Raw genomic sequence first — 24,512 nt, forward strand, 5'->3', positions numbered from 1 at the left:
GGGAAGGTATCATCGCCGCACGCGCGTGCCACCCCGCCACCCGACCATCGCCAGCGCTCTCGGCCTGGTCCGCCGCAGCCTCCGCGCCGCCGGCTCTCCGCGGCGGCTCCTCGTCGCGTGCTCCGGCGGCGCCGACTCGACCGCGCTCGTCGGCCTGCTCCACCTCCTCGCCCGCGACGAAGCGCTCGCCTTGATCGTCGCCCACGTCGACCACGGCCTGCGCCGCGAGTCGGCCGACGAGGCCGCGGCGGTCGCGCGGGCGGCCGCGCAGCGCGGGCTCCCGTCGGTCGCGACGCGCCTGTCCCTTACGCCAGGTTCGGGCCTGCCCGCGCGGGCTCGCGAGGCCCGGCGCGCCGCGTTGTGTGCGTTCGCGTCGGCGCACGCGTGCGACGCGATCGCGCTGGGTCACACGGCCACCGATCAGGCCGAGACCTTGCTCATGCACGCCGCCCGCGGCTGCGGACTCGAGGGCCTCGCGGCGATGCGGCCGTGGGAAGCGCCGTGGCTGCGGCCGCTGCTGGAGCTGCCGCGGGCCGCCACGCGGGCCCTGTGCGAGCGCATGGGTTTGCCCTTCGTCGACGACCCGACCAACGCCGACGAGGAGCAGCCGCGCGTGCGGGTGCGCGAGCGCGTGCTGCCGGAGCTGCGGGACTTCAACCCGCGCGTCGAGGCGGCGCTCGTGTGTCTCGCCACACACGCCGCCGACGCGGAGGAGGCGCTAGCCGGCTGGGCCGAGCGCGAGGAGGCCGCGCGGCGGCGAGGTCCGGCCACTCGGTGGTCGACCGACGATCTGCACGTCTTGCCGCGAGCGGTGCGGACCCGGGTCCTGCGCCGGATCTGCGGCCTCGGGGGCGCCGACCTCGGGGCGCTGCGAGCGGCCGTGATCGAGGACATCGACCGCGCCGTGCTCGCGCGCGCCGCAGCGCTCGGGGGCACCGACGCGGTGCTCCGGCCCCATGTTTGGCACCTGCGTCCCGGCGTTCACGTGCGCCTGGACCGCCAAGGCCTCACGCTCGCGGGGGCCGCTCCCGGCGCGGAGATCCGGGCCCGTAGCGCCGAGGTACGGCCCGGACGGCGAGCAGAGCGGCGAACGTGCGCGATCCGGACCCGCGCGGCTGGCCGGGCGATCCGTCTTCCGCTATGCTCGCAAAGCTCCAGGCGCGGCTCTGGAACCTTCTCACCGTGAAACAGCAGACGAAGACCCTCCTGGTGTGGCTCGGCCTGATCGTAGGCGTGCTCGCGCTGGCCAACATGTTCAACACCAGCCACGAGGTGGTCAACATCTCGTACGCGAAGTTCGTCGAGACGGTCGACCGCGACTGGGGGTCGCTCAAGCACAGCTCGAACATGGTGATCGCGGTCCACCCGAGCTACGTCGACATCTCGTACGACCTCGACGGCAAGACCTACCAGGCCACCGGCCCCGTCGCCGAGAACCTGTACCAGAAGCTGAGCGAGAAGCAGATCGACTACCGCGTCGAGCCCGAGGAGGACAGCGCGCTGCTGCAGTTCGCGCTGATGTACCTCCCGCTGATCTTCATCGTCGTGCTGATGGTCGTGTTCATGCGCCAGATGCAGGCCGGCGGCGGGCGGGCGATGAACTTCGGCAAGAGCAAGGCGCGCCTGCTCAACGAGCACCAGAACAAGGTCACCTTCAAGGACGTCGCCGGCGTCGACGAGGCCCGCGAGGACGTCGAGGAGATCATCGACTTCCTCCGCGACACGCGGAAGTACCTGCGCGTCGGCGGCCGGATCCCCAAGGGCGTGCTGCTGATGGGCCCTCCGGGCACCGGCAAGACCCTGCTCGCCAAGGCCATCGCGGGCGAGGCCGGCGTCGCGTTCTTCAGCATCAGCGGCTCCGACTTCGTCGAGATGTTCGTCGGCGTCGGCGCCTCGCGCGTGCGCGACCTGTTCGAGCAGGGCAAGAAGAACGCCCCCTGCATCATCTTCATCGACGAGATCGACGCCGTCGGTCGCCACCGCGGCACCGGCCTCGGCGGCGGCCACGACGAGCGCGAGCAGACCCTCAACCAGCTGCTCGTCGAGATGGACGGCTTCGAGTCGAACGACGGCGTCATCCTCGTCGCCGCCACCAACCGCCCCGACGTCCTCGACCCCGCCCTGCTCCGCCCCGGCCGCTTCGACCGCCGGATCATCGTCGGCCTGCCCGACGTGCGCGGCCGCGAGGCGATCCTCAAGGTCCACACCCGCAAGGTCCCGGTCGACGACACCGTCGACGTCAGCCTGATCGCCCGCGGCACCCCCGGCTTCTCCGGCGCCGACCTCGAGAACCTCGTCAACGAGGCCGCGCTGATGGCCGCCCGCAACGGCCGCGACCGCGTCCACGAGGACGACTTCGACCGCGCCAAGGACAAGGTCCTGATGGGCTCCGAGCGCAAGAGCGCCATCATCTCCGAGAAGGAGCGCTGGACCACCGCGTGGCACGAGGCCGGCCACACCCTCGTGGCGATGAGCCTGCCCAAGGAGACCGTCGACCCGATCCACAAGGTCACGATCATCCCCCGCGGCCGCGCCCTCGGCGTCACCCAGCAGCTGCCCGAAGAGGACCGCTACAGCCTCGACCGCGAGCAGGCCCTGGCCCAGATCGCCATCCTCATGGCCGGCCGGATCGCCGAAGAGATCGCCTTCAATGGCCAGAAGACCACCGGCGCCAGCAACGACATCGAGCGCGCCACCGCCCTCGCCCGCAAGATGGTGTGCGAGTGGGGCATGAGCGACGAACTCGGCCCGGTCGCCTACACCAAGGCCGAGAGCCAGCCCTTCCTCGGCCGCGAGATCCAGCAGTCGCCCAACTACTCCGAGTCGACGGCCCAGGCGATCGACCGCACGATCCACGACATCGTCACCCGTCAGTACACGCTCGCCAAGGAGCTGCTCACCACCAAGGCCGAGGCGCTCCAGCGCCTCGCCCGCGCCCTGTTCGAGCGCGAGGTGCTGTCCGCGGTCGAGGTCGCCACCGTCATCGACGGCCGCCCGCTCCCGCCGACCCGCGCCCGCAACAGCGCCCCGGTCCCCACCAGCGAGCCGAGCCGCAAGCCCGCGCCGGTGCCCCCGGGCGGCCTCGTCGCCGAGCCCTCCTGAGCGACCGCGGAGCAAGAGACGGCCGGGCCCGCAAGCCCGGCCGTTTTCGTTGGGTCGAATGAATATGCTCAATAAGACATGTTCAAAAAGACATGTCCTAAACGCCCCGTGCGCGCAGGCATCGCCGCGCCCCGCGCTCGGTGCTACGATATGTCTTGATGGTACGTAGGTCCGCGGGCGCGTTCCTGAGCCTCGTCGCCGGTGCAGCGCTCTGCGTCGCCTGCGGCCCCGATCGCCGCCCGTACGACGAGGCCGCCCTGGCGACGACGGTCGCGCAGTTGGAGTCCACTGCGCCTCCGCAGCGCCCGGTCGAGGCCGCGCGCGCGATCCTTCGCGCCTGCCCGGCCCCCACCTCCCCGACCGTGACGTCGCACCTCGGCTACCTCCGCGACCTCCACCGGGACCCGGGCATCTACCCGGTGGTCGAGGAGGACGCGGAGTTCGAGCGGCTGTGGCGCGAGGTGTGCCCGGCCGGCCGCGAGCTCGCGGCGCTGGGGCTGAGCCGGACGCTCAAGGCGAAGCTATACGAAGAATGCGACCTCGATCGACTCGGCGTCCTGACTGCGCACGAGGGTCGCATCGTCGCCCGCTACACGCTCATCACCTGGACGATCTACCCCTGGCTGCGAGAGTCGGGCGTGTCCGCCGACACCACGCGCGGGCTGATGCGCGCCCTGCTGTCCTGGCCCGGTTGGTCGCTCGTCAAGGACATGCCGGCCGGCCTCGAGCTGCCGCGCGTCGCGGGCTCGCTGGCCGTCTCGTTCATCAGCAACACCTTCGACTTGTACCTGCATGGCGGAGAGATCCGCGTCCGCGGGAAAGTCGTCGCCGACGTCCGCGAATCGGAGTGGTGGTACAAGCTCGTCGATCTGTTCGCGCCGCCGGACTCGGACGACGTGGCGCTGTTCGCCGACGCCTCGACCTCCGGGACCGTGCTCCTGCACATCGCGCGGGCGGTGGCGCTCGGCGGCGACTCCCTGCGGCTCGTCGTCGCCACCGGCGACCTCTTTCAACCGTTCGCCGCCCTACCGGTGACCTGGGCCGACACCTCCGACCCCGCCATCCGCGTCCGACCCGACGCCACAGTCGCCGAGGTCGCCCGCGAAGTCTCCGCGCTCATGGGCTTGCCCTGCTGCGGCGAGGTGTCGCCGCTCGGTTGTCCGCGTCAGTGCTCTCCCGAGCGCGTCCGCCTGATCACGGTCGAAGGCGCGAAGTACCCGACGCCCGGCGATCCGCCTTGAAGCCGGCGCCCATGCTCGCCGGTCCCTGGAGACATGTCCTTCGGGGCATGCTCTCTATAACATATCCCTTGAGACATACTCTCAGCCGTCTTCACTCACGAGGAGCTCGGCTCCCCGGCGCGCGGTCGGTCGGGCGCACCAGCGCCGTCGCAGTCACCGCCGCCAGCGTCAGCAACGCCCCCGCCGGCACCACCAGGATCGGCGGGCCCGGGTCGGTCGGGCCGTGCATGAGCCCGCCGGCCATGAAGCCGACGCCGACGAGCAGCGCGCCGAGCAGCCCCGCGATCCGGATCTTCGCGGCCCACACCTCGGGCGTGCCGAGCTGTCCGATCGACCAGGCGATCGCCAGGTTGACCAGCGCCAGGATCCCGCCGTGCGCGTGGCCCAGGCGCAGGAACTCGCGGCGCAGCGGATCGTCGACCCAACCGCCCGCGCGCAGCCCGATCATCGCCTCGAGCCACAACCCCGAGGCGAGGAAGATCGCCAGCAATCCGAGCGAGAGCCGGTGGTGCCGTTCGGCGCGCACGGGGCGAATCTAGCCCCACGACCGCTCGCCCGCCAAATCTTCCGTCGCGGGCCCGCGCCTCGCTACCAGGCTGGAGAACGCCTCACTCGCCGATCCACAGCACCGTGCGCTCGCGCCGGGCTTCGAGCGCCTCGCGCTGCTCGGGGCTGAACGGTCCGCCGCCGAACGCCGCGCGCAGGGCGTCGGCGGCCGGCACCCGGCGCTCCGGGTCGGCGTGGGGGTCGTAGGCGTCGACCCGCGCGGCCTGCTCCGGCTGCGCGAGCTGCCGCAGCGCGCGCCAGGCGAACCACCGCACGGCAGGGTACTCGTCGTCGAGCGCGTCGGTGATCCACGCGCGCCGCAGGGCTACCGCCACTGGCACCTCCGGCCGGGTCAGCGCGTGGATCGCCAGCACCCGCTGCAGCGGGTCGCCGCCGACCAGATCGAGCTGCACCCGCGAGCCCCACGCCTCGTCCGGCGCGGGCGGCGGCAGCGGACCCGGGTCCGGGAACCCGAGCCGCGGCAGCGCCTCCGCGGCCCACGTGCGGCTGCGATCGACGTGGCACTGCGTGCAGGCGTCCGGCTGGTCGTGGCGGCCGATCCACGCCTGCGGCCGCGGCACCGCGATCCGGTGCCCGATCATCCCCTCGAGCAATCCGTACGTGATCCGCGGAGTGTGGCAGCCCTGGCACGTGACCGTTTCGCCATGTCCTCCGTGCCGTGTCCCCGAGGACAGGTCCTCCAGGACATGGCACGAAGTACATGCCTTCGCCCCCGCGCGATCGCGGCGGACCTGCATGTCGGGCCGGTCTCCGTGCATCGCGTGACAGTCGTCGCAGCCGAGCCCGCCCTCGCGGCCGTCCTGATGGCACGGCGACAGCAGCAGCCCCTGGTACTCGTAGGCCGACAGGCGCGGCGTCCCGTCCGGCCAGAAGCGCTCGGCGAACAGCGCCTCGCCGCCCACCGTCGCGTCGCGGAAGATCGGCCGCGACACCGCGGCCAGGTCGGTGCCCGGCAGGAAGCCGTCGCCTTCGCGCAGCACCGCGGCCACGTCGGCGCTGATCCGATTGCCGTGGCAGCGCCCGCACACCCGCTCTCGTCGCGCGGCACCAGCCGGCCCGGGTGCGCGATCGATCCGTCCCCCGCCCCACCGGCCAGCAGGCGCCGGAACGGATCGGCGTGCCGCTGCACGTGCGCCCCGGCCGGCCCGTGGCAGGCCTCGCAGGCGATCCCGAGCTCGCCCACGGTGGTGTCGAAGCGCGGCGCGCCACCTGTCTCTTGCGCCAGCCCCGGCCGCGGCTCGGTGTTGTGGCACAGCACGCAGTTGTCGTTCCAGCGGCTGAGGTGACGCAGGTACGCCTCCGCATCGCCCCGCGCGCCCTCCGGCTCGAGGAACGCCGCGTTCATCGGGATCCACCGCGCCGTCGCGACGTGCCAGGCGACCGGCAGGCGCCACACCTCGCCCGGCCCGCCGCCGCGGTCGAGCTGCGCCAGGTACTGCTGATAGCGGTGGCTGCCCACCGTCATGACCACGTCGACGTCGAGCAGCGGATCCCCGGCCTCGCGCCCCTCGTCGTCGAGCGGCGCCACGCGCACGTGCGGGCGACCCTCGGCGCTGCGGGTCATCGTCGCGCGAAAGCCGAGGTGGTCGACGTGCTCGCCGGCGAACGGCGCCAGCACGGCCTCGCCCTCGGCGCGCTGCGTCATCGTCCGGTGGTAGGTCGCCGACCAGCTGGCGTGCTCGGCCGGATGACAGGCGCGGCACGCCGCGGAGCCGACCACCGCCGCCTCCCGGCGCGGCGCCGGTCCCCACGCGTCCGCCCGCGCGCCCGCCCAAGCCAGCCCGGCCGCCGCCGCGAGCGCCCACGCCAGCGCCGGCCCGAACAGCAACGCCGCGGCCAGGCGCCGCGTCCCCGTCGGTCCCGGCTCGGCGTCGCTGCTGTCCTTTACGACATGTCCCGATGAACCATCAGCCTCGCCCCGCGCGACGACCTCGCTGTCCCTCAAGACATGTCCCGACGCTTCCCCGTCTCGAGTCGCTACCGCCGCGGCGTCACTATCCTTCGAAGCATATCCCGATGCTCCCTCTCGATTCGCTACCGCCGCGGCATCACTCTCCTTCAAGAAGTGTCCCGCCGCCTCGGAGCGCCGTCCCTCGATGCTGTCTCCGAGGACATTCCCCGGCCCGCCGGCTCCGTGTCTCTCGCGGCTGTCCCCGAGGACATGCCCCGAAGCGCCCTCGTCCCGCCCGTCACGACTGTCCTTCAGGACATGTCCCGAAGCACCCTCCCCCGCCGCGCTCGCCATGACGCGGCCTCACGGCCCCGTGGTGGTGCACAGACGGACGGCGATGTTGCGGTTGTAGAGCGTGAACACGGCGGTCTGGCCGCCCGGCGGGAACGGCATCGGCACGCCCGGCTGGAGCGCGCGGCCCTGGAACAGGGTGCCGTTCTGGCTGTGCAGGTCGGCGGCCCACACCCGCCCGCGGTGCAGGTACACGCACGCGTGCAGGCGGCTGAGGCGCGGCGAGCCGAGCACCACCTGGCACGACTCGTGACGCCCGAGCACCAGCGGCCCGTGCCGCACGTCGAAGCGCTGGCGCGACTCGCCGTCGATGATGATCTCGGCCATCGGGTGGGTCAGCGCCGGGAACAGCGGCGCCATGTCCGAAGGGTCAGGGATCTCCCACAGCCCGTCGGCCTTGGCCGCGCGCTCGAACTCGGAGGCCATCTCGCGCCCGCTGCCGAACCGCAGCCGCGGCTCCTTGGCCATCGCCTTGCGCATGAACGCGTCGAGGTTGGGCGACGGGTACGTCGCCTTGGCCGCGGTGTCGCGGATCGCCCCGGAGCGCACGCGCTTGGGGATCTGCAGCTCCGGCACCGGATCGTCGAGGTGCTGGCGCAGGAGCTCGGGGATCGTGCGGCCCTCGAACGGCCGCCGCCCGGCCAGCAGCTCGAAGATGATGACGGCGACGGCGTAGCGATCGGTCGCGGGGCCGACCTTCTTGGTGTCGCGGCACTGCTCCGGGCTCATGTAGTGCGGCGTGCCGAACACCGAGCCGCTCGCGGTCGCGGTCTCCTGCGCCAACCACTTGGCGATCCCGAGGTCGATGATCACCGGCTCCCAGCCGTCGACCGAGCTGCGCAGCAGCACGTTGTCCGGCTTGAGGTCGCGGTGCACGACGCCGAGGCCGTGGAGGTCGTCGAGGCCCTGGCCGACGCCGGCCAGCAGGCGATGCACCGACCAACAATCGCCCGGCCCGATCACCGCCGACGGCATGAGCCCGTCGACGAACTCCATCGCCATCCACGTGCGACCGAACTCGTCGAGGCCCCACTCCTCGACCTTGATGACGCCGGGGAAGTTGGCCCCCGCCATCAGCTCGGCCTCGCGTCGGAACCGGACCGCCGCCTGGCTGCCCTCGTGCAGCTCCGCTCGCAGCCACTTGACCACGACCAGGCGGCGCTGCTGCACGTCGACGCACAGGTGCACGTCCCCCATCGACCCCTCGCCCAGCGGACGGATCTTGCGATAGGGACAGGGCTGCATCGCCGGCGAGTCTATCAGGCCCCGCCCGCCGTGCAGCGCCGATCGGCGCCGACCACCGGCGGGCTCAGCGGCGCGAGCATCAGAGGTCGATCGTCACCCGGGTGTAGGGCTCGGTCACGAAGCTGGAGACCTTGCCGTTGATCCGGAAGTACGTCAGGCCCGGGTCGCGCACGATGACCTCGGCGCCCTCGCTGCCCGCAGGGACCCGGATCGTCTGCTCCCCGCTGTCGGTCTTGACCCCGACCTCGCCCGCCGCGCCGCTCTTGAAGCGGATCTTCAGGATCGCCGTGCTGTCGGCGTTGAACTCGACCGGGAACGGGTAAAAGGCGCGCAGCTGACGGTCGAGGTTGGCCATGCGCGCGTCGATCCCGGGCCCGCGGAACAGGTAGCCCTCGCCGAGCCCGCGCGCTTGTTCGCGCGCCCACGCCAGCTCCGACAGCGCCTCGCCGTAGCGATTGACCTCGTCGTTGGGGTACTTGACGATCCCGCTCTTCTTCAGCTGGCGGACGATGCCCTTGTTGACGCCCGCCGCCGGGGTGATGAAGAGAATCTCGGCCATCGCCACGTGGACCTCGGGCGTCTCCGCGCTGGCCGCCTGCGCGCGCGCGAGCGCGGCCTTGGCCCCGTCGACGTCGCCCTCGGCCAGGCGATCGGCGACCTGCATGCTCTCGAGGATCGCCATCACCTCCGCGTGCCCCTTGGTCTCTTTGGGCAGCGCCTTCACCACCTGCAGCGCCTTCTCGGTCTCGTGGTGACCGCCGATCGCCAGCGCCCGCAACAGCTTGATCTTGTCGTCGCCCGGCAGGAACTCCATCGCCAGCCGGAAATTGTCGTCGGCCTCGGCGAGCTTGCCCTCGCGCAGGTAACCGACGCCCTGCAGGCGATAGATGTCGGCGAGGAAGCGCTGGAACTCGGTCTTGCGGTTGGCCGGCAGCGTGTCGGTGTGCGTCGAGCCGAGCATCGTCCGCGCGCGCGTGATGGCGACGTCGACCTTCTTCTGCCGGTACAGCTCCTGCGCGACGCGCAGCTGCAACACGTACCAGCCGTCACCGCCCGCGCCGGGCGGGAAGAAGTTGAGCCAACGATCGCAGGTGGCGACGTCGCCGCGACCCGCGGCCGCCAGCACGGTTCGCTCGCGGAACCCGAGGAATTCCGTCTGCGCCGCGGTGTCGTCGGGGCGAATCAACGGCACCGCCTTCTCGATCGCGCGCGTCATGCCCTCGAGATCGCCGAGCTGTTCGCTGCTGCGCGCGACCGCCAGCGCCGTCGTGGCGTCGGGGATCAGCTCGGTCGCCCGCGAGTAATCGGCGCGCGCGGCCTCGAAGTCCTTGGCCGCCTCGCGCTTGCCGGCTCGCTCGAGCAGCAACACCGAGAGGTAGCGCTTGCACATGTCGCAAGACTTGCCGTCGCCCTCGCCGAGCACCTGGATCGCCTCGTCGAGGCGACCTTGCGCGTGGATGACGCGGCCGAGGAGATCGACGGCTTTTTCGTCGCCCGGGGCCAGCGCGAGGCTCTCGCGCACCAACTTCTCGGCGGCCGCGGGATCTTGCTTGGCCTTGTCCTGCGCCTGGGCGAACTTGAGCGACGCCAAGTCACGCTGCGCCGCGGCGCGGTCCTCGGGATCGCTCGCCATCGACTTGCGGAGGTACTGCTCGGCCCTGACGTCGTCATTCGCGTTGCGTGCGACCCGGGCCTTGTCGAGCGACGAGGCGCAGGCGACGAGGGTCGAGGCCGCGAGGAGAGTTGCGCAGAGAGAGAGAGGAGAGCGCATACGGGCGAGGGGCAAAATGGCCCCGGTACTGTACCAGCCCGGGGCCATATCCCGGCAATTGCGTGCAAAAGGACGTGTGTTGGCTCCATCCCTCCGCGGACGGCGCTGCCGCACATCCTCCTCGATTGCCGCGCAGTCGCAGGGTGAGCTAGCAGGTGACGCATGCGTCGGTTCAAGATCCTCGCCACTGCGCGCGCCTTGCCGCCGCGGGTGCTGACGAACGCCGAGCTCGAGACGATGATCGACACCACGGATCAGTGGATCGTCGAGCGGACCGGAATTCGTGAGCGCCGGATCGCGGCTCCCGAAGTAGCGACTTCCGACCTGGCCGCCGAGGCGCTGCTCTCGGCGTGCAACGCCGCCGGCCTCGGACCCGAAGCGCTCGACGTCCTCATCGTCGCCACGTCGACCCCGGACACGTTGTTCCCGTCGACCGCCTGCTGGGTGCAGCACAAGCTCGGCCTGCGCGGTCCGGCGGCCTTCGACGTCAGCGCCGGCTGCTCCGGGTGGCTGTACGGCATGGAGCTCGCGGCCAGCTTGATCGCCGGCGGAGGCGCCCGCACCGCCGCCGTCATCGGCGCCGAGGTGATGAGCAAGGTCGTCAACTGGGAGGACCGCAGCACCTGCGTGTTGTTCGGCGACGGCGCCGGTGCGGCGATCCTCACGGCCTGCGAAGAAGATCGCGGCCTGCTCGGCTCGGCCTGGGGCGCCGACGGAACGCTCGCCCGGGTGCTCTACCAGCCCGCCGGCGGCTCGCGACAGCCGGCCAGCGCCGAGAGCGTCGCCGCCCGGGCGCACACCGTCCACATGGAGGGCAACACGGTGTTCAAGCACGCCGTCACCGCCATGAGCGAGGGTGCGATCGAGGCCCTGAAGCGCGCCGGCGTGACCCCCGAGGATGTCGCGCTGCTCATCCCGCACCAGGCCAACACCCGCATCATGGAGGCCACGCGGGCCCGCACCGCGATCGCGCCGGCGAAGATGGTGTCGATCGTCGATCGCTACGGCAACATGTCGGCCGCGACGATCCCCGTCGCCCTCGACGAGGCCCGCGCCGCCGGACGACTGAAGGACGGCGACCTGCTGGCGATGACCGCCTTCGGCACCGGCTTCACCTGGGCCGCCCAGGTCCTGCGCGTGTGAGCGAGCGCCGTCCGGCGCGGTCGGCCGGACAGCGCAACTCGCCCGCCCCGGCCCATTCAGAAACGCCCCGCGAGCATGCATCGCATCGGCGCTTCGCAAGGTGCTGGCCTTCGGGACATGTGGCGAGCCGGACGACGGGCCAGCGGAGCTCGGCTGGCGCGCCCGCGAGCGGTGAGCTCCTGCAGTCGACGCCCGCGACGAGCAGCCTGGCTCGGCCTACGCGTCCGCGAGCAGGAGCTCCTGCATCGGCGCACGCGACGAGCGACCCGAGCACGGCCAAAGTTCGCCGGCCTCTCGCGTCGCCGAGCTCCGACCTCTCCACGAGCTGCGCTGAGCCGACCGGGAAGCAGCGGCGCAGCCCGCCGGTGACGTGCTGGACTTGAGCCCATGCCGGACTTCCGCCTGTCGAGCGGGCCTGTCCGACGAGTCGCCGACCGCACGGGCTGTCCTTCGGGACATGTGATGAACCGGCCGAGCGGCGCAGCGGGACCGCCCGCCAAAGCGGCGCTCACCTGGCCACGCTCCGAGACCGCGGCCTGCGACAACGGCGTCAACAACGACCCACCGCGGCCGGGCCGGACCCATCCTGAGCCTCGCACGAGGTGCGAAGGACATGTCCGCAAGGACATGCTCGCCGGATCGCGCCTCGCACACAGGCAGCGACCCGGCGCGGCGCCTCGTGAGCGACCCAAAGCGAACGCGCATCACGACCCGGAGGTCGTGACGCGCGTGGTGCTCGTCGCCGGACCGTGGGTCCGACGGGGTTTACTTCTTCTTCGCCTTGCCGGCGGGCTTGGCGGTCGCAGCGGCCTCGACCTTCGCGGGCGCCGGGGCGGCGGCAGCGGCGGCGGGCTTGGCAGCGGCGGCGGCCGGGGCAGCCGAAGCGCCGCCCTTGACGCCGTAGCGGCGGCGGAAGCGGTCCATGCGGCCCTCGGTGTCGACCTCGCGCGATTGACCGGTCCAGAACGGATGGCTGAACGACGAGATGTCGACGCGGACGACCGGGAGGTCCTCGCCCTTGTGCGCGCGCGTGTCGCTGCCGGTCATCGTCGAGTAGGACACCCACTCGTCACCCGAGGAGGCGTCGACGAACAGGACCTTGCGGTAGCTGGGATGGATTCCGGACTTCATGACTCTCCTGCGGCAGGCGAGAAGTTCACCAGCTCGACTTGGTCACGCCCGGCAGTTCGCCCTTGAGGGCGAGCTCGCGGAGCATGTTCCGGCACAGACCGAACTTGCGATAGACCGCCTTGGAGCGGCCCGTCAGCATGCAGCGCCGGGTCTTGCGGGTCGGGCACGAGTTGAGCGGCAGCTTGGTGAGCTGCGCCGAGATCGCGAGCTTGTCCTCGAGATCGATGTTCGGATCCTTGAGCTTGTCGCGCAGATCGCTGCGGCGGGCAGCGTACTTGCTGATCAGCTTGTCGCGCTTCTTGTCGCGCAAAACTTGAGAGTTCTTGGCCATACGAAGTCCTGGCGGAAATTGTCTTCACGACCCTGCGGGTCCTGAACGACGAGCGGGCGCGGACACTACCCCGCCCGCTTCCGCGGCGCAAGCCGGGACCGCGCCCGTCCGCCCGCATCGGAGGTGGAATCCTGGCCCCCGACACGGGGCCGGGCCTTGGCGCCGGGATGCGCGGCCGGCGACGCGGCCGCCATGAGGTCGTAGACCTCGGTGGGGGTCAGCGGACGAAACTCACCATCTGCCAGTCCGTCCGCGGTGACGTCGCCGATGGCGACGCGGATCAGCTTCAGCACGGGCCTGCCGATGGCCTCGCCCATGCGGCGAATTTGCCGGTTTAGGCCCTGCCGCAGCGTGATCTGCACCCAACTGTTGGTCGAGGTGTCCTTGATGACGCTGACCTCGGCCGCCGGGCGGGTGACGGTCCCGTCCTCGAGCGTGACCCCGGTGGCCAGGGTCCCGAGCTCGGCCTCCGTGAGCTTGCCCTGGAATTTCACGTGGTACGTCTTCGGGATCTCGTGCCGCGGGTGGGTCAGCGCCGCCGCGAGATCGCCGTCATTGGTCAGGATCAGCGCGCCGCGGGTGTGAAAGTCGAGGCGGCCGACCGGGTAGATCCGCTGCGGCAGCTCCGGGAACAGCGACAGCACCGTCGGCCGGCCCTCGTTGTCCTTGGGCCCCTCGGCCGAGCAGACCACGCCGTCCGGCTTGTTGAGCAGGAAGTACACCTTCTTCTCCAGCTGCACGCGCGAGCCCCGGACCTCGATCACGTCGCGGTCGGGATCGACCTTCGAGCCTAGCTCGGTGACCCGCTTGCCGTTGACCTTGATCGCCCCGGCCGCGATCAGCTCCTCGGCCTTGCGCCGCGAGGTCACGCCGGCCGCCGCCAGCGCCTTCTGCAGCCGCACCTTGGCCGGCCGGAGGATCTCCGGGGCCGCGGCGATCCCCGTCTTCGCCCGGGTCTTCGCGCCGGTCCGCGCCGCGGCCGTCCGCTCGGCCTGTCGCAGCGCCACCGCGTCGGTGAGCCCGCGCGGCGCGGTGCTGTCCTTCGCGCCCGCCGAGCGGGCCTGAGTCCCCCGCGCGGCGCTGTCCTTCGCGCCCGACGGCCGCACCTTCGCGCCGCGGCTCGCCGCGCCGGCTTTCGACCTGTCCCCGCGGACAGCCCCGCCGGCCCGCGGCTTCGACCGCTCGCCCCCGGCCCTGCCCTCCGAGGTCCCGCGCGCGGCCGACCGCCGCGGCGCGGAGTCGTCGCCGGCACCCGCATCCGCGCGGCCACGCCGCGCCGCCGCGTCCGAGCGCACGGCCCGGTCCCCTCGCTCGGCCGCGACCGACCTGTCCCCACGGACAGCCCGTCCCGCGCCGCGCGCCTCCGACCTGTCCCCGCGGACAGCCCGGCCCGCGCGCGGAGCCTCGGACCTGTCTCCGCGGACAGCCCGACCCTCGCGCTCCGCCCCCTCGGACCTGCCCCTGCGGACAGGTTTCCGGGCCCCGCGCGCCGGCGTCTCCGACCTGTCCCCGCGGACAGCCCGACCCTCGCGCTCCGCCGCCGCTCGCGGCCGGCGATCGCTCGGATATGCCTGCTCCGCGCCGTCACGGTCCGTGGCGGTCGCCCTGCCGCGCCGGCCGCCGCTCGCGCCGGCGGCCCTGTCCCCTCGGACATGCTCCCCGCGCCCTGGCGCTTCAAACCTGCCCTTTCGGCCAGTCGCCTCGCCCGCGGCTCCGCGGCGCTCGAACCCGCCCTTGGTACCCGAGCCCGCGCCGCCGCGGCTCTCAGCGCTCGCTCGCCGGGCCCCCGCCGCGCCGGCCGGACGGGCTCGTCCCGCCCCGCCCTTGCCGGCGGGACGTTCCGCCCCGCCCGCATCCTTGCGCCCCTGCGCCTTGCCCTGGTGACGGGCGCCCTGCGACCGCGCGGCGGCCTTCGGTCCGCCGCTCCTGCCCTGGTTGGTCGTTCGCTTCATACTCGCTGCTCCTCTGCGCCGTCTCGCGGCTCAACTCTCGGGTTCCTCGTCCTCGGCCGCCGACTCGTCCCGCGAGCGTCGAGGCCCGGTCGATCGATCGTCGCCCTCGTCACTCTCGCGCGGCTCCGCGTCGTCCGCCTCGGCGGCGTCCAAATCACTGCGCTCGTCCTCTGCCGTCGCGTCCTCGACCAGCGAATCGTCGCGCTCGTCGTCCGGCGGCAAACTCTCGTCGTCCGCATCCTCCGAGTCATCGCGCTCGCTCGCCTCGTCCGGCTGCGAATCTTCGTCGTCCGCATCCTCCGAGTCGTCGCGCTCGCTCGCCTCGTCCGGCTGCGAACCTTCTTCGTCCGCATCCTGCGAGTCGTCGCGCTCGCTCGCCTCGTCCAGGTGCGAATCTTCGTCGTCCGCATCCTCCGAGTCGTCGCGCTCGCTCGCCTCGACCGCGTCTCGCGAGTCTTCGTCCTCGCTCGCTTCGTCTGTGTCCTCGACCGCTTCTTCGTCTTGCGAGTCTTCGTCCTCGCTCGCTTCGTCTGCATCCTCGTTCAGCGAGTCATCGACCTCGCTCGCTTCGTCCGCGTCAAAGCTCTCGGCGAACTCGAGCCCAGCCTCGTCGTCCGGCTCGTACCTGCGCTCGGTCACGCCGTCGAGGCTGTCGGGCGCTTCATCTCCCGAACTCTCGTCGTCTCCGCGAGAGCTCTTGTCGTCCCCGAGCGAGCGCTCCTCGTTGGTCTCATGGACGCCCTCGGCGCCCGGGCCCTCGCTCGCGTCGACAGCCGGAGAGCTCTCGTCGTCCGAGTCTTCCGCGCTCTCGTCGTCCCCGATCGAACGCTCCTCGTTCGTCTCATGGACCCCCTCCGCGCCCGGGCCCTCGCTCGCGTCGACAGCCGGAGAGCCCTCGTCGTCCGAGTCTTCCGCGCTCTCGTCCGCCGAATCGTCCCGGTCGCTCGCGTCGCCAGCCTGCACGCCCTCGTCGTCTCCGGCGCTCTCGTCCTGCGAACCGTCGCGCGAGCTCTCGTCATCCACTTGCGGGCCCTCGTCGACCGCCGTGCCCTCACCGGCTTCGCCGACTGCGCCCTCGCCTCCACGCGAGCTCTCGTCCTCACCCGGCTCGCTGGACGTGGCCGCCTCCGACCGTGGCTCGAGGTTCCCCTCCGCGGCCGCATCTTCCGCGGAAGCGCCGTCGGCGGCCGACGCCGCCTGGTCATCAGCTCCGGCGCCCGCTTCATCCGCGGCCTCGCCTGCCTGCGAACTCTCGCCGGCGCTGGCCGCCGCGTCCTCGCCCTGCCCAGCCTCGGCCCCGGCCTCGCCACTCGGCCCTGGCGCCTCACCACCGGCGTCACCCGGGCTCTCGGCCCCAGCTGCGGCGGCCGCCTCCGAGCCTGCCTCTACGGCCATGTCCCCGGCGACCTGTCCCTCGGGACCGGTGAAACCGAGCACCTCCTGCCCGAGCGCCTCGGCCACCTGCAGATCGCCCAGCCGCTCGCGCACCGTGGCCTTCGACTCCTCCGACAGGTCACGGAAGTCCCGCAGCGTCGGAAGGTCGCGCAGCCCGCGGAGATTGAAGAACTCGAGGAAACGAACGGTCGTCCCGTACAGCAGCGGGCGCCCTGGTTCGTCCTTCTTACCGACGATCTGGATCAGCTCGCGCTCGAGCAGCGACTTCAACACCGCGCCGCTGTCGACCCCGCGGATGTCGTCGATCTCCGGCCGCGTGACCGGCTGCCGGTAGGCGACGATCGCCAGCGTCTCGATCTGCGTGCGGCTCAGCTTCGCCGGCTTCGCTTGCAGCATCTTTTGCACCCACACCGCGTTCTCCGGGTGCGTGCGGAATTGGAACCCGCCTGCCACCTGCGCGAGCACCACCCCGCGTGAGCTCGTCACCTCCAGCAGGTGCCGCAGTGCCAGCTGGATCTGCCGCTGACTGGTCTCCTGCAACACCTTTCGCAGGTCCTTGACCGACAACGGCTTGGCCGCCGAAAACAGCAGGCTCTCGAGGATCGACACCAGCCGCGCCGAGGCCTCGCCCTCGATCCCGCGCAGGTCGTCGTCCGGATCGATCGGCAGCTCGTCGCTGAGCACGACCCCCGGCGTGGCGGTCCGCGGCGCCGAGGCTGCCGCGAGAGCCGCGGCGATCGGATCGTCACCTGCACCCTCGGCGGGGCTCTCGCTCGCGCCGTCGCTCCCGTCCGCAGGTGCACCGGCCTCCGGCGGCGAAACCTCGCCCCCTGTCGCTTCGGCCAGCTCCGACGGTTCCCCCGCTGAGGATCCTGCGTCCGCCGCAGACGACCTGTCCCCTCGGGCAGCTCGCCCCCGGCGCGGCCTCGCCGAACCATCCCCGACGCGGTCCGCTCCCGTCGCTTCGGACAGCACCCCGGCGTCCGCCTCGACTTCCGCGCCGCTCTCGGCAGGCTCGCCATCTGTCCCTTCGGACAGCCCCGCCGCGTCGGCCGCCTCGCCGCTCCCCTCGGCCGCACTGGCCGCGCCGGCGTCGTTCAAGTCTTCCGAATCGGCGCTCACGCCCTCGCGTCGCGCCTCCTCTGCAAGCTCGTCCGAAGCGCCCGGGGCCGCCTGCGAGTCCGACTCACCGCCGGTGTCCTCGCGCTCGTCGCTCGCTCGCCCCGCGCGTCCGCGGCGTTTTTCGGGGTCCGCGGCGCCTCGTCGCCGGAGCGCCCTTCGTCTCCGCCGCTCTTGCTGCGCCCCGCGCCACGCCCGCGACGCCGGGGACGCGACTCCTCCTCCGCCGGCTCCGCGTCGCTGGCCGTCGGGACCTCCACGCTCGTCGTCTCTGCCGCGAGCTCTCGCCGCTCTCCTCGGAGTTTGCGTCGCCCGTCCCCTCGCTCGGGACCTCTTCCGCTCCAGCGTCCTCCGGCGGCGCGGCGTCGTCACGCTCGGGCTCCGACGTCGGCTCGGTCGACTCGGGCGCCTCGGCATCGACGGCCGGCACGCTCTCGCCCGCATGCACCCGCGGAGGGGCCTTCAGGCCCGTCTTGCGCGGCTTTACCATTTCCTACCCCCTGTCGCGGCCGCCGTCACTGCGCGTCACCCTCATCCTCGTCCTCGTCGACGTCGCCGAGCTCGCGCGCCCCGAGGCCTTCGCCGGTGTTGAGGAACAACCCGCCGGCCTCGTCTTCGTCGCTGTCCGATCGGACAGGTTTGCTCTCATCATCCTCGGTGTCCGACGCCTCGACGTCCGCCGCCGCTTCGCCCTCGTTCGCGCCGCTCGCCTGACTGTCCGCGAGGACATCGTCGGGCTCCGCGGCTGCGCCTGAGTACGCCTCGGTCGTCCGCCCAGACTCGGCTTCGCTGTCGAAGGCGCCGAGACGCTCTCCGGGGGAATCGTCCGCGGCGCCATCCTCGCCCGCTGCCGTCGACGCCCCGAGCTCGCCGGTCGCCGAGCTGTCCCCGAGGACATCCTCCACGACCTCGTCCCGGAGCGCGACCTCGACCCCGTTCGCCAGCGAGCTGTCCCCGGGGACATCTTCCGCAGTCGCCTCATCATCCGCCGCCAGAGGCTCCGTCGCCGCGACTCCGCCCTCCGAGTCGGCCTCGAGGACATCTTCTGCTTCATCCCCGTCCGCGCTCGTCGACTCCGTCGCCGCGGCTCCGCCCATCAAGCTGGCTTCGAGGACATCTTCTGTTTCATCCCCGGCCGCGCTCGTCGACTCCGTCGCCGCGGCTCCGCCCACCAAGCTGGCCTCGAGGACATCTTCCGTTTCGTCCTCAGCCGCAACCGTCGACTCGGCCTCGCCGGGAGTCAAGCCGTCATCGACGCCATCTTCCGCAGCCTCGCCCCCCGCCGAGAGAGCAGGCTCCGTGGCCTGGATCCCGTCAGCCGCCGAGTTGTCTTCGAGAACTCGCTCTTCCGCCGAGCTCGTCGGCTCCGAAGCCTCGAACCCGTCGGCCGCCAAGCTCTCTTCGAGACCTTGTTCTGCCGCCGAATCAGTCGGCTCCGTGGCCTCAACTTCGTCGGCCGCCAGGTTCTCATCGACCCCCGCCGCCGAGCTCGCCGTCTCGGAGGCCTCGCGCCCGAGGGCCGTCAAGCCCGCTCCAAGGGCTCGTGCTTCCGCCGGCTCGGACGCCTCGTTCTCTTCAGCCGCGGGCCTGTCCTCGAGGGCATTTACATCCCCGGTCGCTGCCGGAGACTCCGCTACCTCGGAACCCCTCGACGCCGACCTGTCCCCGAGGACATCGCCTGCAGCTTCGTCCCCGGCCGCTGCCGGCGGCAACGCCGCGCTGGCAGCCAGCACGGCGGCATCCGCGTCGACCCGACCGTCGTCCACCCCATGAGCAAGCGTGCCGGGGACTTCCGCCTCACCCGCGCCGCTCGCCGTGTCCTCCGTTCGTGCCGACTCGAGGCCGCCCGATGTCTCGGCGAGACCGTCCACATCGGCATGCGAAGAATCCTGCCGGACATCCTCAGTCGACAGCGCTGCACGTGGCCTCTCGCCGGACTCGACGGCAGCTTCCACGAGCACGCTGCTCGGAGCGTCATCCTCACCCAGCGGCCACCCGGCGCCCGCCGCCGCGTCGACCTCGCTCGAACGAGCGTCCTCCCTCGACGACCCAGCGCCATCCGCCTGGCGCTCCGGTGCTCCTGCCTGAACGGCTGGCAAGAACGCCTCGTCACGCCCCTCGAGGCCCTCCGGCTCCTCGCCCCACGACGCCGAAAGCTCCGGCTCGCTCTCTGCGTCGTCGACATCCGCAAGGCCTCGCTCGTCGTCGCGGCCCGCCACGACACCGGCGCTCTCGGACTCGTCGCCTTCGTCGTGACGCTCTGACGACGGCTCGCCCTCCGGCGAATCTTCGAACTCGCGGCGAACTGTCGACGCCACCTCGAGAACATCCTCGTCCTCGTCCCAGCTGCTGCGTGCGTCCGATGTGCCTCCGACGACCCCTTCGTCCCCGAGCGCGTCGTCGAGAATTCCGCCGTCCGCCGCGACGCCGACGGCCTCCCCTTCGCGCTCGCTCGAGTGCGACGGCACCTCGGAGTCCGCCTCCGACCTGTCCTCGACGACATCCTCGGCGTCCCGCGCCTCTTCACCCGCGGCAGCCGCCTCGCGGGCATCCTCGGCGTCCGGCCCTTCGTTCTCCCACCTGTCCTCCAGGACACTCTCGGATCTCGGCGTCGCGTCACTCGCGTCCGCCTCCGACCCGCCCTCAAGAACATCCTCGGCTCCGACGCCCGCGTCCTCGCGCAGCGCCGCCATGTCCTCGAGGACATCCTCGCGCTGCCCTGACTCGTCAGCCACGCGCGCCGCCGGCTCTTCCTCGCCCGAACGCCGGCCCCACCGCGGCCCCTCGTGCTCGCGCGGCACCTCGGCGCTCGTCCCTTCGACGATCACCAGCCGCCCCTCCGGCTCGTCGTCGAAGCCCTCGTCCCTGTCCTCGAGGACATCCGTGCGGGCGGCCCGGCCCTCGCTCCGGGTGCGCCGTGGCGCCGGGCGCGGCTCGTCGTCGTACTCGCTGGCGGGGTCGTTCGCCGCCACGTTTTCGCCCTCGTCGGAGTAACCGACCACCGGCTCCTCGGGCTCTTGCACCGACGCCAGCGCCTCGGCGAGCAGCGCCGCCTCCTCGACCGCGTCGAGCTCGGCCTCGCTCGGGCGCTTCGGGGCGCTCGGCGCCGGGCTCTCGCCCTCTTTCGGCTTCGGCGCGCCGAAGCTCGCGTCCTCGTCGTAGTCGGCCAGCGCCTGCTGCGTCTCCTGGGCCGACGCGCGGCGGTAGATCCGGATCGCCGTGCTGTCGACCGGCTGCTGCACCCCCGCGACCCCGAGCTTGACCATCTCGAGGATCGACATCAGCGTCACCACGAGCATCGCCCGCAGCTCGCGCTCGCTGTTCCACGTGCGGTTCAAGAACAGCTCTTCGAACTCGAAGTGCGGCTTCTCGTCGAGGATCAGCGCCAGCTGCTTGATCCGCTGGGCCACCGTCACCGCCTCGATCTGCACCTCGTGCGTCGACTTCACCTTCGCGCGCGTGAGCACGCGGTAGTACGCCTCCGCGAGGTTGAACAGCGACACCGGCGCGAGGCCCGGGTCGATCGGCGGCATCACCAGCTCGGCGCCGCGGGCGAACACGTCGCGCCCCGACACCGGCAGCGAGTCGAGCTCCGCCGCGGCCTGCTTGAACCGCTCGTACTCGACCAGCCGGCGGATCAGCGCCTCGCGCGGGTCCTCGCCCTCCTCCTCCTCGCTCTGGCCCGCCTCGCCGGCGCGCGGCTCGGGCGGCAGCAGCTCGCGGCTCTTGAGGTACGCCAGCGTCGCCGCCATCACCAAATAGTCGCCGGCGATCTCGAGGTCGAGCTGGCGCATCACGTCGAGGTACGCGAGGTACTTCTCTGCGACGAACGAGATCGGGATGTCGAGGATGTCGAGCTCGTGCTTGCGCACCAGGTGCAGCAGCAGGTCGAGCGGGCCCTCGAACACCTCGAGCTCGACCGAATAGATCGGGCTCGCGGCGCCCTTGCGCTCGCGCGGACGAGGGCCGCCCTCGCCGAGGCCGGTGCTTCCCTGCTCCATCGCCCGTTCCCGCTCGCTCACGCCCCGCTTCAGCGCCCCAGCAGGCCGGCGTAGGCGGTGAGCCAGCGGACGTCGACCAGCGCCATGCTCTTGAACGCGAGCCGCATCACCGGTTCGAAGATGACGGCCAGCGCCGGCGACAGCAGCAGCGCCAGCAGGATGGCCCAGCCCCACTTCGCCAGGAAGTCGTCGATCGCCTGCGCGCGCGACGGGAGCAGCCACGCCAGCACCTTGCCGCCGTCGAGCGGGTGCACCGGCAGCAGGTTGAACACCGCCAGCGTGATGTTCATGATGAAGAACAGGCCGAGCACGCCGAACAGGCTCGCGTGCGCCTCGGGCGAGATTCCGCCGGCCACCAGGCCCCAGGCCACCAGCGCCACCAGCAGCGCCTGCAGTACGTTCGACAGCGGGCCCGCGAACGCGACCAGCGCCATCCCGCCGCGCATGCTCACCTTGCGGTTGTAGTAGCGCGGCTGGGTGTTGACCGGGCGGCCCCAGCCGAACAGCGGCGCGCGCGTCAGCCCCGCGAACAGCGGCAGCGCGATGGTGCCGATCGGGTCGGCGTGCGCCAGCGGGTTCAACGTCAGGCGACCCTCGCGCCCCGGCGTCGGGTCGCCCAGGCGGTCCGCCGTGTACGCGTGGGCGAACTCGTGGACCGCGGTGGCAAGGACCAGGCAGACGACGAAGACGAGCATGCGCCGGACGTCGGCGGCCTGGACGCCGAGCAAGCCGAGCACAGCGATTTGGGAGAGAGCGCGATCCACGGCGAGACGCCCGCACGAGCGGGACCGGGCAAATACCGCCCGCGCCCGCCCGAGTCAAACCTGGGGCCCCCGCGCTCGCAGACCCGGCCCCCGGGCGGCGTGAGCCGGCGCAAATCCGGCCCCGCCGACCCCGTCCGCGCCCGCCGACGCGGATCACGGATGACCGATCGAACATGCCCGTTCGACCATGTCTCTCGCGCCATGCGAAGCCCGGCGACGGTCACGCCCGCGGGGCGCCGCTCACGACGCTCGCGCAGGGGCGACGGTCACGCCCGCGGGTGGTGCCGCTTGTGACGCTCGCGCAGGTGGTCGCGCGTGACGTGCGTGTAGATTTCGGTGGTCCCGATGTCGGCGTGGCCGAGCAGCGCCTGGACCGCGCGCAGGTCGGCGCCGCCCTCGAGCAAGTGCGTCGCGAAGCTGTGCCGCAGCTTGTGCGGCGAGATCGGGCGCGTGACCCCGATCGCCAGCGCGTACTCCCGCAGCTTGAGGAAGAAGCCCTGCCGCGACAGGCGCCCGCCGCGGTGGTTGACGAACACCCAGCGCACCGTCCCGCGCACGAGCTCCGGCCGGCCGCTCGTCAGCCACGCCTGCAGCGCGGCGATGGCCGGCGAGCCGAGCGGCACCAGCCGCTGCTTGTCGCCCTTGCCGGTGAGCCGGACGATCGCCTGGTCGAGGTAGAGCCGGTCGAGGGTGAGGTCGAGGGCCTCGGAGATCCGGCAACCTGTCGCATAGAGCAGCTCGAGCAGGGCCGTGTCGCGCAGCGCGAGAGGGCCGTCCTGCCCCGGCGCGGCCAGCAAGGCCTCGACCTCGCCGCGACTCAGCAGCTCCGGCAGTCGCTTGGGCAGCTTGGGCAGCCGCAGCGCCTGCGCCGGGTCGATGTCGAGCCGACCCTCCTCGCGCAGGAAGCGGAACAGCCCGCGCACCGCGGTCAGCCGCCGGGCCTGGCTGCGCGGCGACAGCCCCGCCTGCGACAGGCCGACGGCGAACCGCAGCAGCAACGCCGGCGTCACCGCGCCCAGCGCCGCGACGCCGGCCGCCTCGGCGTGGCCCGCGAACGCCGCGAGGTCGCCCGTGTACGCCAGCAGCGAGTTGGGCCGCAGCCGCCGCTCGACCTTCAGGTGCTCGAGGTAGTCCTCGATCGCCCGCGCCAGCGTCGCCGCGTTCGCCTGGCGCTTCGGACCTGTCCCTTCGGACCTGCTCGAAGGGCCAGCGCCGGCCGCCCCGCCGCGAGCCCTGCCGGGCCCGGCGCGGCGGCCTGGGGTCAACGCTCCTCCAGGCCGAGGGTCTCGCGCACGAGCTTGATGACCGCGGGGGCCTGGATGGGCTTGGTGATGTACGCGTTGGCGCCCAGCGCCAGCGCGCGCTGCCGGTCCTCGGCGGCCCCCTCGGTCGTGATGATGATGATCGGCACGTCCTGGTAGGTCTCGTCGGCGCGGAGGCGCTTGACGAGCTTCAGCCCGTCGAGGATGGGCATGTTGATGTCGGTGATGATGATGTCGAACTTGGTGCCCGACAGGCGGCGGAGCGCGTCGACGCCGTCATCGGCCTCGACCACGCTGAGCTCCCGGATCCGCGACAACGCGAACACGATCATCTTACGCATCGGCGGGCTGTCTTCGACCACCAACGCGTTGAGCCGGCGAGTTTGGGTGTCCTGGGTCATGCTCCGAGGAGGTGTTCTACGGCCTGCCGCTGCAGCGCGACCGCCTTGGCGTGGGCCCGGATCCACGCCGACTCGATCGCGATGCCGGCGTGTTCGGAGATCATAGAAAGGAGGCTGTAGTCATTGTCCTCGAAGCCGGGCTTTTGCGCCAGAAAGGCTTCGAGGCGCAGGACAGCGACGAGGCGCCGCCCGCTGACCAGCGGAAGATACATGATCACGTCGTCCGAGGCGTATGCGGGATCTCCGCGAGACCACGGCCGTCCGCGCTGGACCATCTGCGCCGCGGGGCTCGCCTCGTCCATCTCGAGCTCGACGAGCTCGTTCATCTCGCCGCCCTCGCGCGCGATCGGGAACAACACCCGCCGCTCTTCATCGACGAGATAGAGGGTAAAAGCCCCGACGCCGATGAAGTTGAGCAGGATCTCGGTGGTCGTCTGCAGCACGTCGCCGATAGTCCGCGACGCGTGGAACTGCAGCCCCGCGACGTACATCGACGCGAGGTGGTAGTTCTCGTCTTCGAGCTGCACCAGCCGCTCGCGCAGCCGCGTCTCGGCGCCTGCCGAAGCGCCGCCCTCGCCCGCTCGCGCCTTTTCGAGCTCGACGATCCGCCCGATCAGGCCCTCCATCACCGAGCCCGGGGTCAGCTCGGGCCGCGCCGGTCGATCGGGCTGCGCCTCGTTGAGCTCACTGCGCAGGCGTTCGTTCTCGGCGATGAGCTGACGGACGAAGGCCTCTCCGCGCCCGAAGAATTCATGAAGAGCCGCGCGGGTCTTGTCGTGAAGGTCCCCCTGGCCGGCGTCCTGCGCACGCATCGGGGCGAAGATATCACGGCTTTTGCCCTGATG

At 71.9% G+C, this 24,512-nt stretch carries 17 protein-coding genes and 1 pseudogene; 4 read left to right on the forward strand and 14 right to left on the reverse strand.

The genetic code is table 11. The features are described from left to right. The first annotated feature begins 25 nt into the window (after positions 1 to 25). The 3 genes from tilS to OV079_RS12740 all read left to right on the forward strand — a co-directional run bounded on the left by tilS (position 26) and on the right by OV079_RS12740 (position 4,343). Positions 26 to 1,186 carry a tRNA lysidine(34) synthetase TilS gene (gene tilS, locus OV079_RS12730; protein WP_267768592.1) on the forward strand — a complete coding sequence of 387 codons (1,161 nt, stop codon included), beginning with the start codon at positions 26 to 28 and terminating at the stop codon, positions 1,184 to 1,186. Beyond that, entirely contained in the window at positions 1,183 to 3,102 is a 1,920-nt protein-coding gene (ftsH, locus tag OV079_RS12735; RefSeq protein WP_338088892.1) for an ATP-dependent zinc metalloprotease FtsH, read from the forward strand. The genes tilS and ftsH overlap by 4 nt, the downstream gene beginning before the upstream one ends. A gap of 158 nt (positions 3,103 to 3,260) precedes the next feature. Continuing rightward, entirely contained in the window at positions 3,261 to 4,343 is a 1,083-nt protein-coding gene (locus OV079_RS12740) for a hypothetical protein (RefSeq protein ID WP_267768593.1), read from the forward strand. A gap of 91 nt (positions 4,344 to 4,434) precedes the next feature. Here the strand turns inward: OV079_RS12740 and OV079_RS12745 are convergent, their stop codons facing one another. The 5 genes and pseudogenes from OV079_RS12745 to OV079_RS12765 form a co-directional block, all read right to left on the reverse strand. Then, complete coding sequence (locus tag OV079_RS12745) at positions 4,435 to 4,869, reverse strand: hypothetical protein (protein ID WP_267768594.1); 435 nt, start codon at positions 4,867 to 4,869, stop codon at positions 4,435 to 4,437. 82 nt (positions 4,870 to 4,951) lie between these two features. Further along, on the reverse strand, positions 4,952 to 5,899 hold the full coding sequence (locus tag OV079_RS12750; RefSeq protein ID WP_267768596.1) for a hypothetical protein: 948 nt from the start codon (positions 5,897 to 5,899) through the stop codon (positions 4,952 to 4,954). 209 nt (positions 5,900 to 6,108) lie between these two features. Then, positions 6,109 to 7,155 (reverse strand): annotated as a pseudogene (locus OV079_RS57755) (hypothetical protein); the annotation flags it as partial. A gap of 9 nt (positions 7,156 to 7,164) precedes the next feature. Beyond that, positions 7,165 to 8,397, reverse strand: a complete 1,233-nt coding sequence (locus OV079_RS12760) for an FHA domain-containing serine/threonine-protein kinase (RefSeq protein WP_267768599.1) — start codon at positions 8,395 to 8,397, stop codon at positions 7,165 to 7,167. A gap of 79 nt (positions 8,398 to 8,476) precedes the next feature. Further along, positions 8,477 to 10,030 (reverse strand): tetratricopeptide repeat protein, encoded by a 1,554-nt coding sequence (locus OV079_RS12765; protein ID WP_267768600.1) that lies wholly within the window; start codon positions 10,028 to 10,030, stop codon positions 8,477 to 8,479. Between the two features lie 300 nt (positions 10,031 to 10,330). On the opposite strand from OV079_RS12765, the gene OV079_RS12770 reads away from it, so the two are divergent. Further along, positions 10,331 to 11,311, forward strand: coding sequence for a beta-ketoacyl-ACP synthase III (locus OV079_RS12770; RefSeq protein ID WP_267768601.1), 981 nt, complete (start codon positions 10,331 to 10,333; stop codon positions 11,309 to 11,311). Positions 11,312 to 12,076: 765 nt separating this feature from the next. Here OV079_RS12770 and OV079_RS12775 read toward each other — a convergent pair. The 9 genes from OV079_RS12775 to OV079_RS12815 all read right to left on the reverse strand — a co-directional run bounded on the left by OV079_RS12775 (position 12,077) and on the right by OV079_RS12815 (position 24,479). After that, positions 12,077 to 12,442 (reverse strand): type B 50S ribosomal protein L31, encoded by a 366-nt coding sequence (locus tag OV079_RS12775; protein ID WP_267768602.1) that lies wholly within the window; start codon positions 12,440 to 12,442, stop codon positions 12,077 to 12,079. 25 nt (positions 12,443 to 12,467) lie between these two features. After that, positions 12,468 to 12,773: a 30S ribosomal protein S14 gene (rpsN, locus tag OV079_RS12780; RefSeq protein ID WP_267684656.1), complete on the reverse strand. Its 306-nt coding sequence runs from the start codon at positions 12,771 to 12,773 to the stop codon at positions 12,468 to 12,470. Between the two features lie 65 nt (positions 12,774 to 12,838). Continuing rightward, positions 12,839 to 13,879: a pseudouridine synthase gene (locus tag OV079_RS55815; RefSeq protein ID WP_267768603.1), complete on the reverse strand. Its 1,041-nt coding sequence runs from the start codon at positions 13,877 to 13,879 to the stop codon at positions 12,839 to 12,841. Positions 13,880 to 14,755: 876 nt separating this feature from the next. Next, the gene (gene scpB, locus OV079_RS12790) at positions 14,756 to 16,804 is read right to left on the reverse strand and encodes an SMC-Scp complex subunit ScpB (protein ID WP_267768604.1); all 2,049 of its coding nucleotides are present in this window, start codon (positions 16,802 to 16,804) and stop codon (positions 14,756 to 14,758) included. A 950-nt stretch (positions 16,805 to 17,754) separates the two neighbouring features. Beyond that, the gene (locus OV079_RS12795; RefSeq protein WP_267778526.1) at positions 17,755 to 21,240 is read right to left on the reverse strand and encodes a segregation/condensation protein A; all 3,486 of its coding nucleotides are present in this window, start codon (positions 21,238 to 21,240) and stop codon (positions 17,755 to 17,757) included. A 29-nt stretch (positions 21,241 to 21,269) separates the two neighbouring features. Further along, positions 21,270 to 21,977, reverse strand: a complete 708-nt coding sequence (locus tag OV079_RS12800; protein ID WP_267768606.1) for a site-2 protease family protein — start codon at positions 21,975 to 21,977, stop codon at positions 21,270 to 21,272. 293 nt (positions 21,978 to 22,270) lie between these two features. Then, complete coding sequence (locus OV079_RS12805) at positions 22,271 to 23,269, reverse strand: site-specific tyrosine recombinase (RefSeq protein ID WP_267768608.1); 999 nt, start codon at positions 23,267 to 23,269, stop codon at positions 22,271 to 22,273. Further along, complete coding sequence (locus tag OV079_RS12810; RefSeq protein WP_267707700.1) at positions 23,266 to 23,667, reverse strand: response regulator; 402 nt, start codon at positions 23,665 to 23,667, stop codon at positions 23,266 to 23,268. The genes OV079_RS12805 and OV079_RS12810 overlap by 4 nt, the downstream gene beginning before the upstream one ends. After that, entirely contained in the window at positions 23,664 to 24,479 is an 816-nt protein-coding gene (locus OV079_RS12815; protein ID WP_267768610.1) for a GAF domain-containing protein, read from the reverse strand. The genes OV079_RS12810 and OV079_RS12815 overlap by 4 nt, the downstream gene beginning before the upstream one ends. Positions 24,480 to 24,512: the final 33 nt, after the last annotated feature.

It is taken from the genome of Nannocystis pusilla (assembly GCF_026626665.1).
Taxonomy (GTDB): Bacteria; Myxococcota_A; Polyangia; order Nannocystales; family Nannocystaceae; genus Nannocystis; species Nannocystis pusilla.

What these genes read in the sequence shown, in the direction of transcription:
- OV079_RS12770 (WP_267768601.1), top strand. Translation starts at nt 10,331, where the DNA reads ATGCGTCGGTTCAAGATCCTCGCCACTGCGCGCGCCTTGCCGCCGCGG.
- OV079_RS12815 (WP_267768610.1), bottom strand. Translation starts at nt 24,479, where the DNA reads ATGCGTGCGCAGGACGCCGGCCAGGGGGACCTTCACGACAAGACCCGC.
- OV079_RS12810 (WP_267707700.1), bottom strand. Translation starts at nt 23,667, where the DNA reads ATGACCCAGGACACCCAAACTCGCCGGCTCAACGCGTTGGTGGTCGAA.
- OV079_RS12795 (WP_267778526.1), bottom strand. Translation starts at nt 21,240, where the DNA reads ATGGAGCAGGGAAGCACCGGCCTCGGCGAGGGCGGCCCTCGTCCGCGC.
- OV079_RS12740 (WP_267768593.1), top strand. Translation starts at nt 3,261, where the DNA reads ATGGTACGTAGGTCCGCGGGCGCGTTCCTGAGCCTCGTCGCCGGTGCA.
- OV079_RS12765 (WP_267768600.1), bottom strand. Translation starts at nt 10,030, where the DNA reads ATGGCGAGCGATCCCGAGGACCGCGCCGCGGCGCAGCGTGACTTGGCG.
- OV079_RS12775 (WP_267768602.1), bottom strand. Translation starts at nt 12,442, where the DNA reads ATGAAGTCCGGAATCCATCCCAGCTACCGCAAGGTCCTGTTCGTCGAC.
- OV079_RS12760 (WP_267768599.1), bottom strand. Translation starts at nt 8,397, where the DNA reads ATGCAGCCCTGTCCCTATCGCAAGATCCGTCCGCTGGGCGAGGGGTCG.
- rpsN (WP_267684656.1), bottom strand. Translation starts at nt 12,773, where the DNA reads ATGGCCAAGAACTCTCAAGTTTTGCGCGACAAGAAGCGCGACAAGCTG.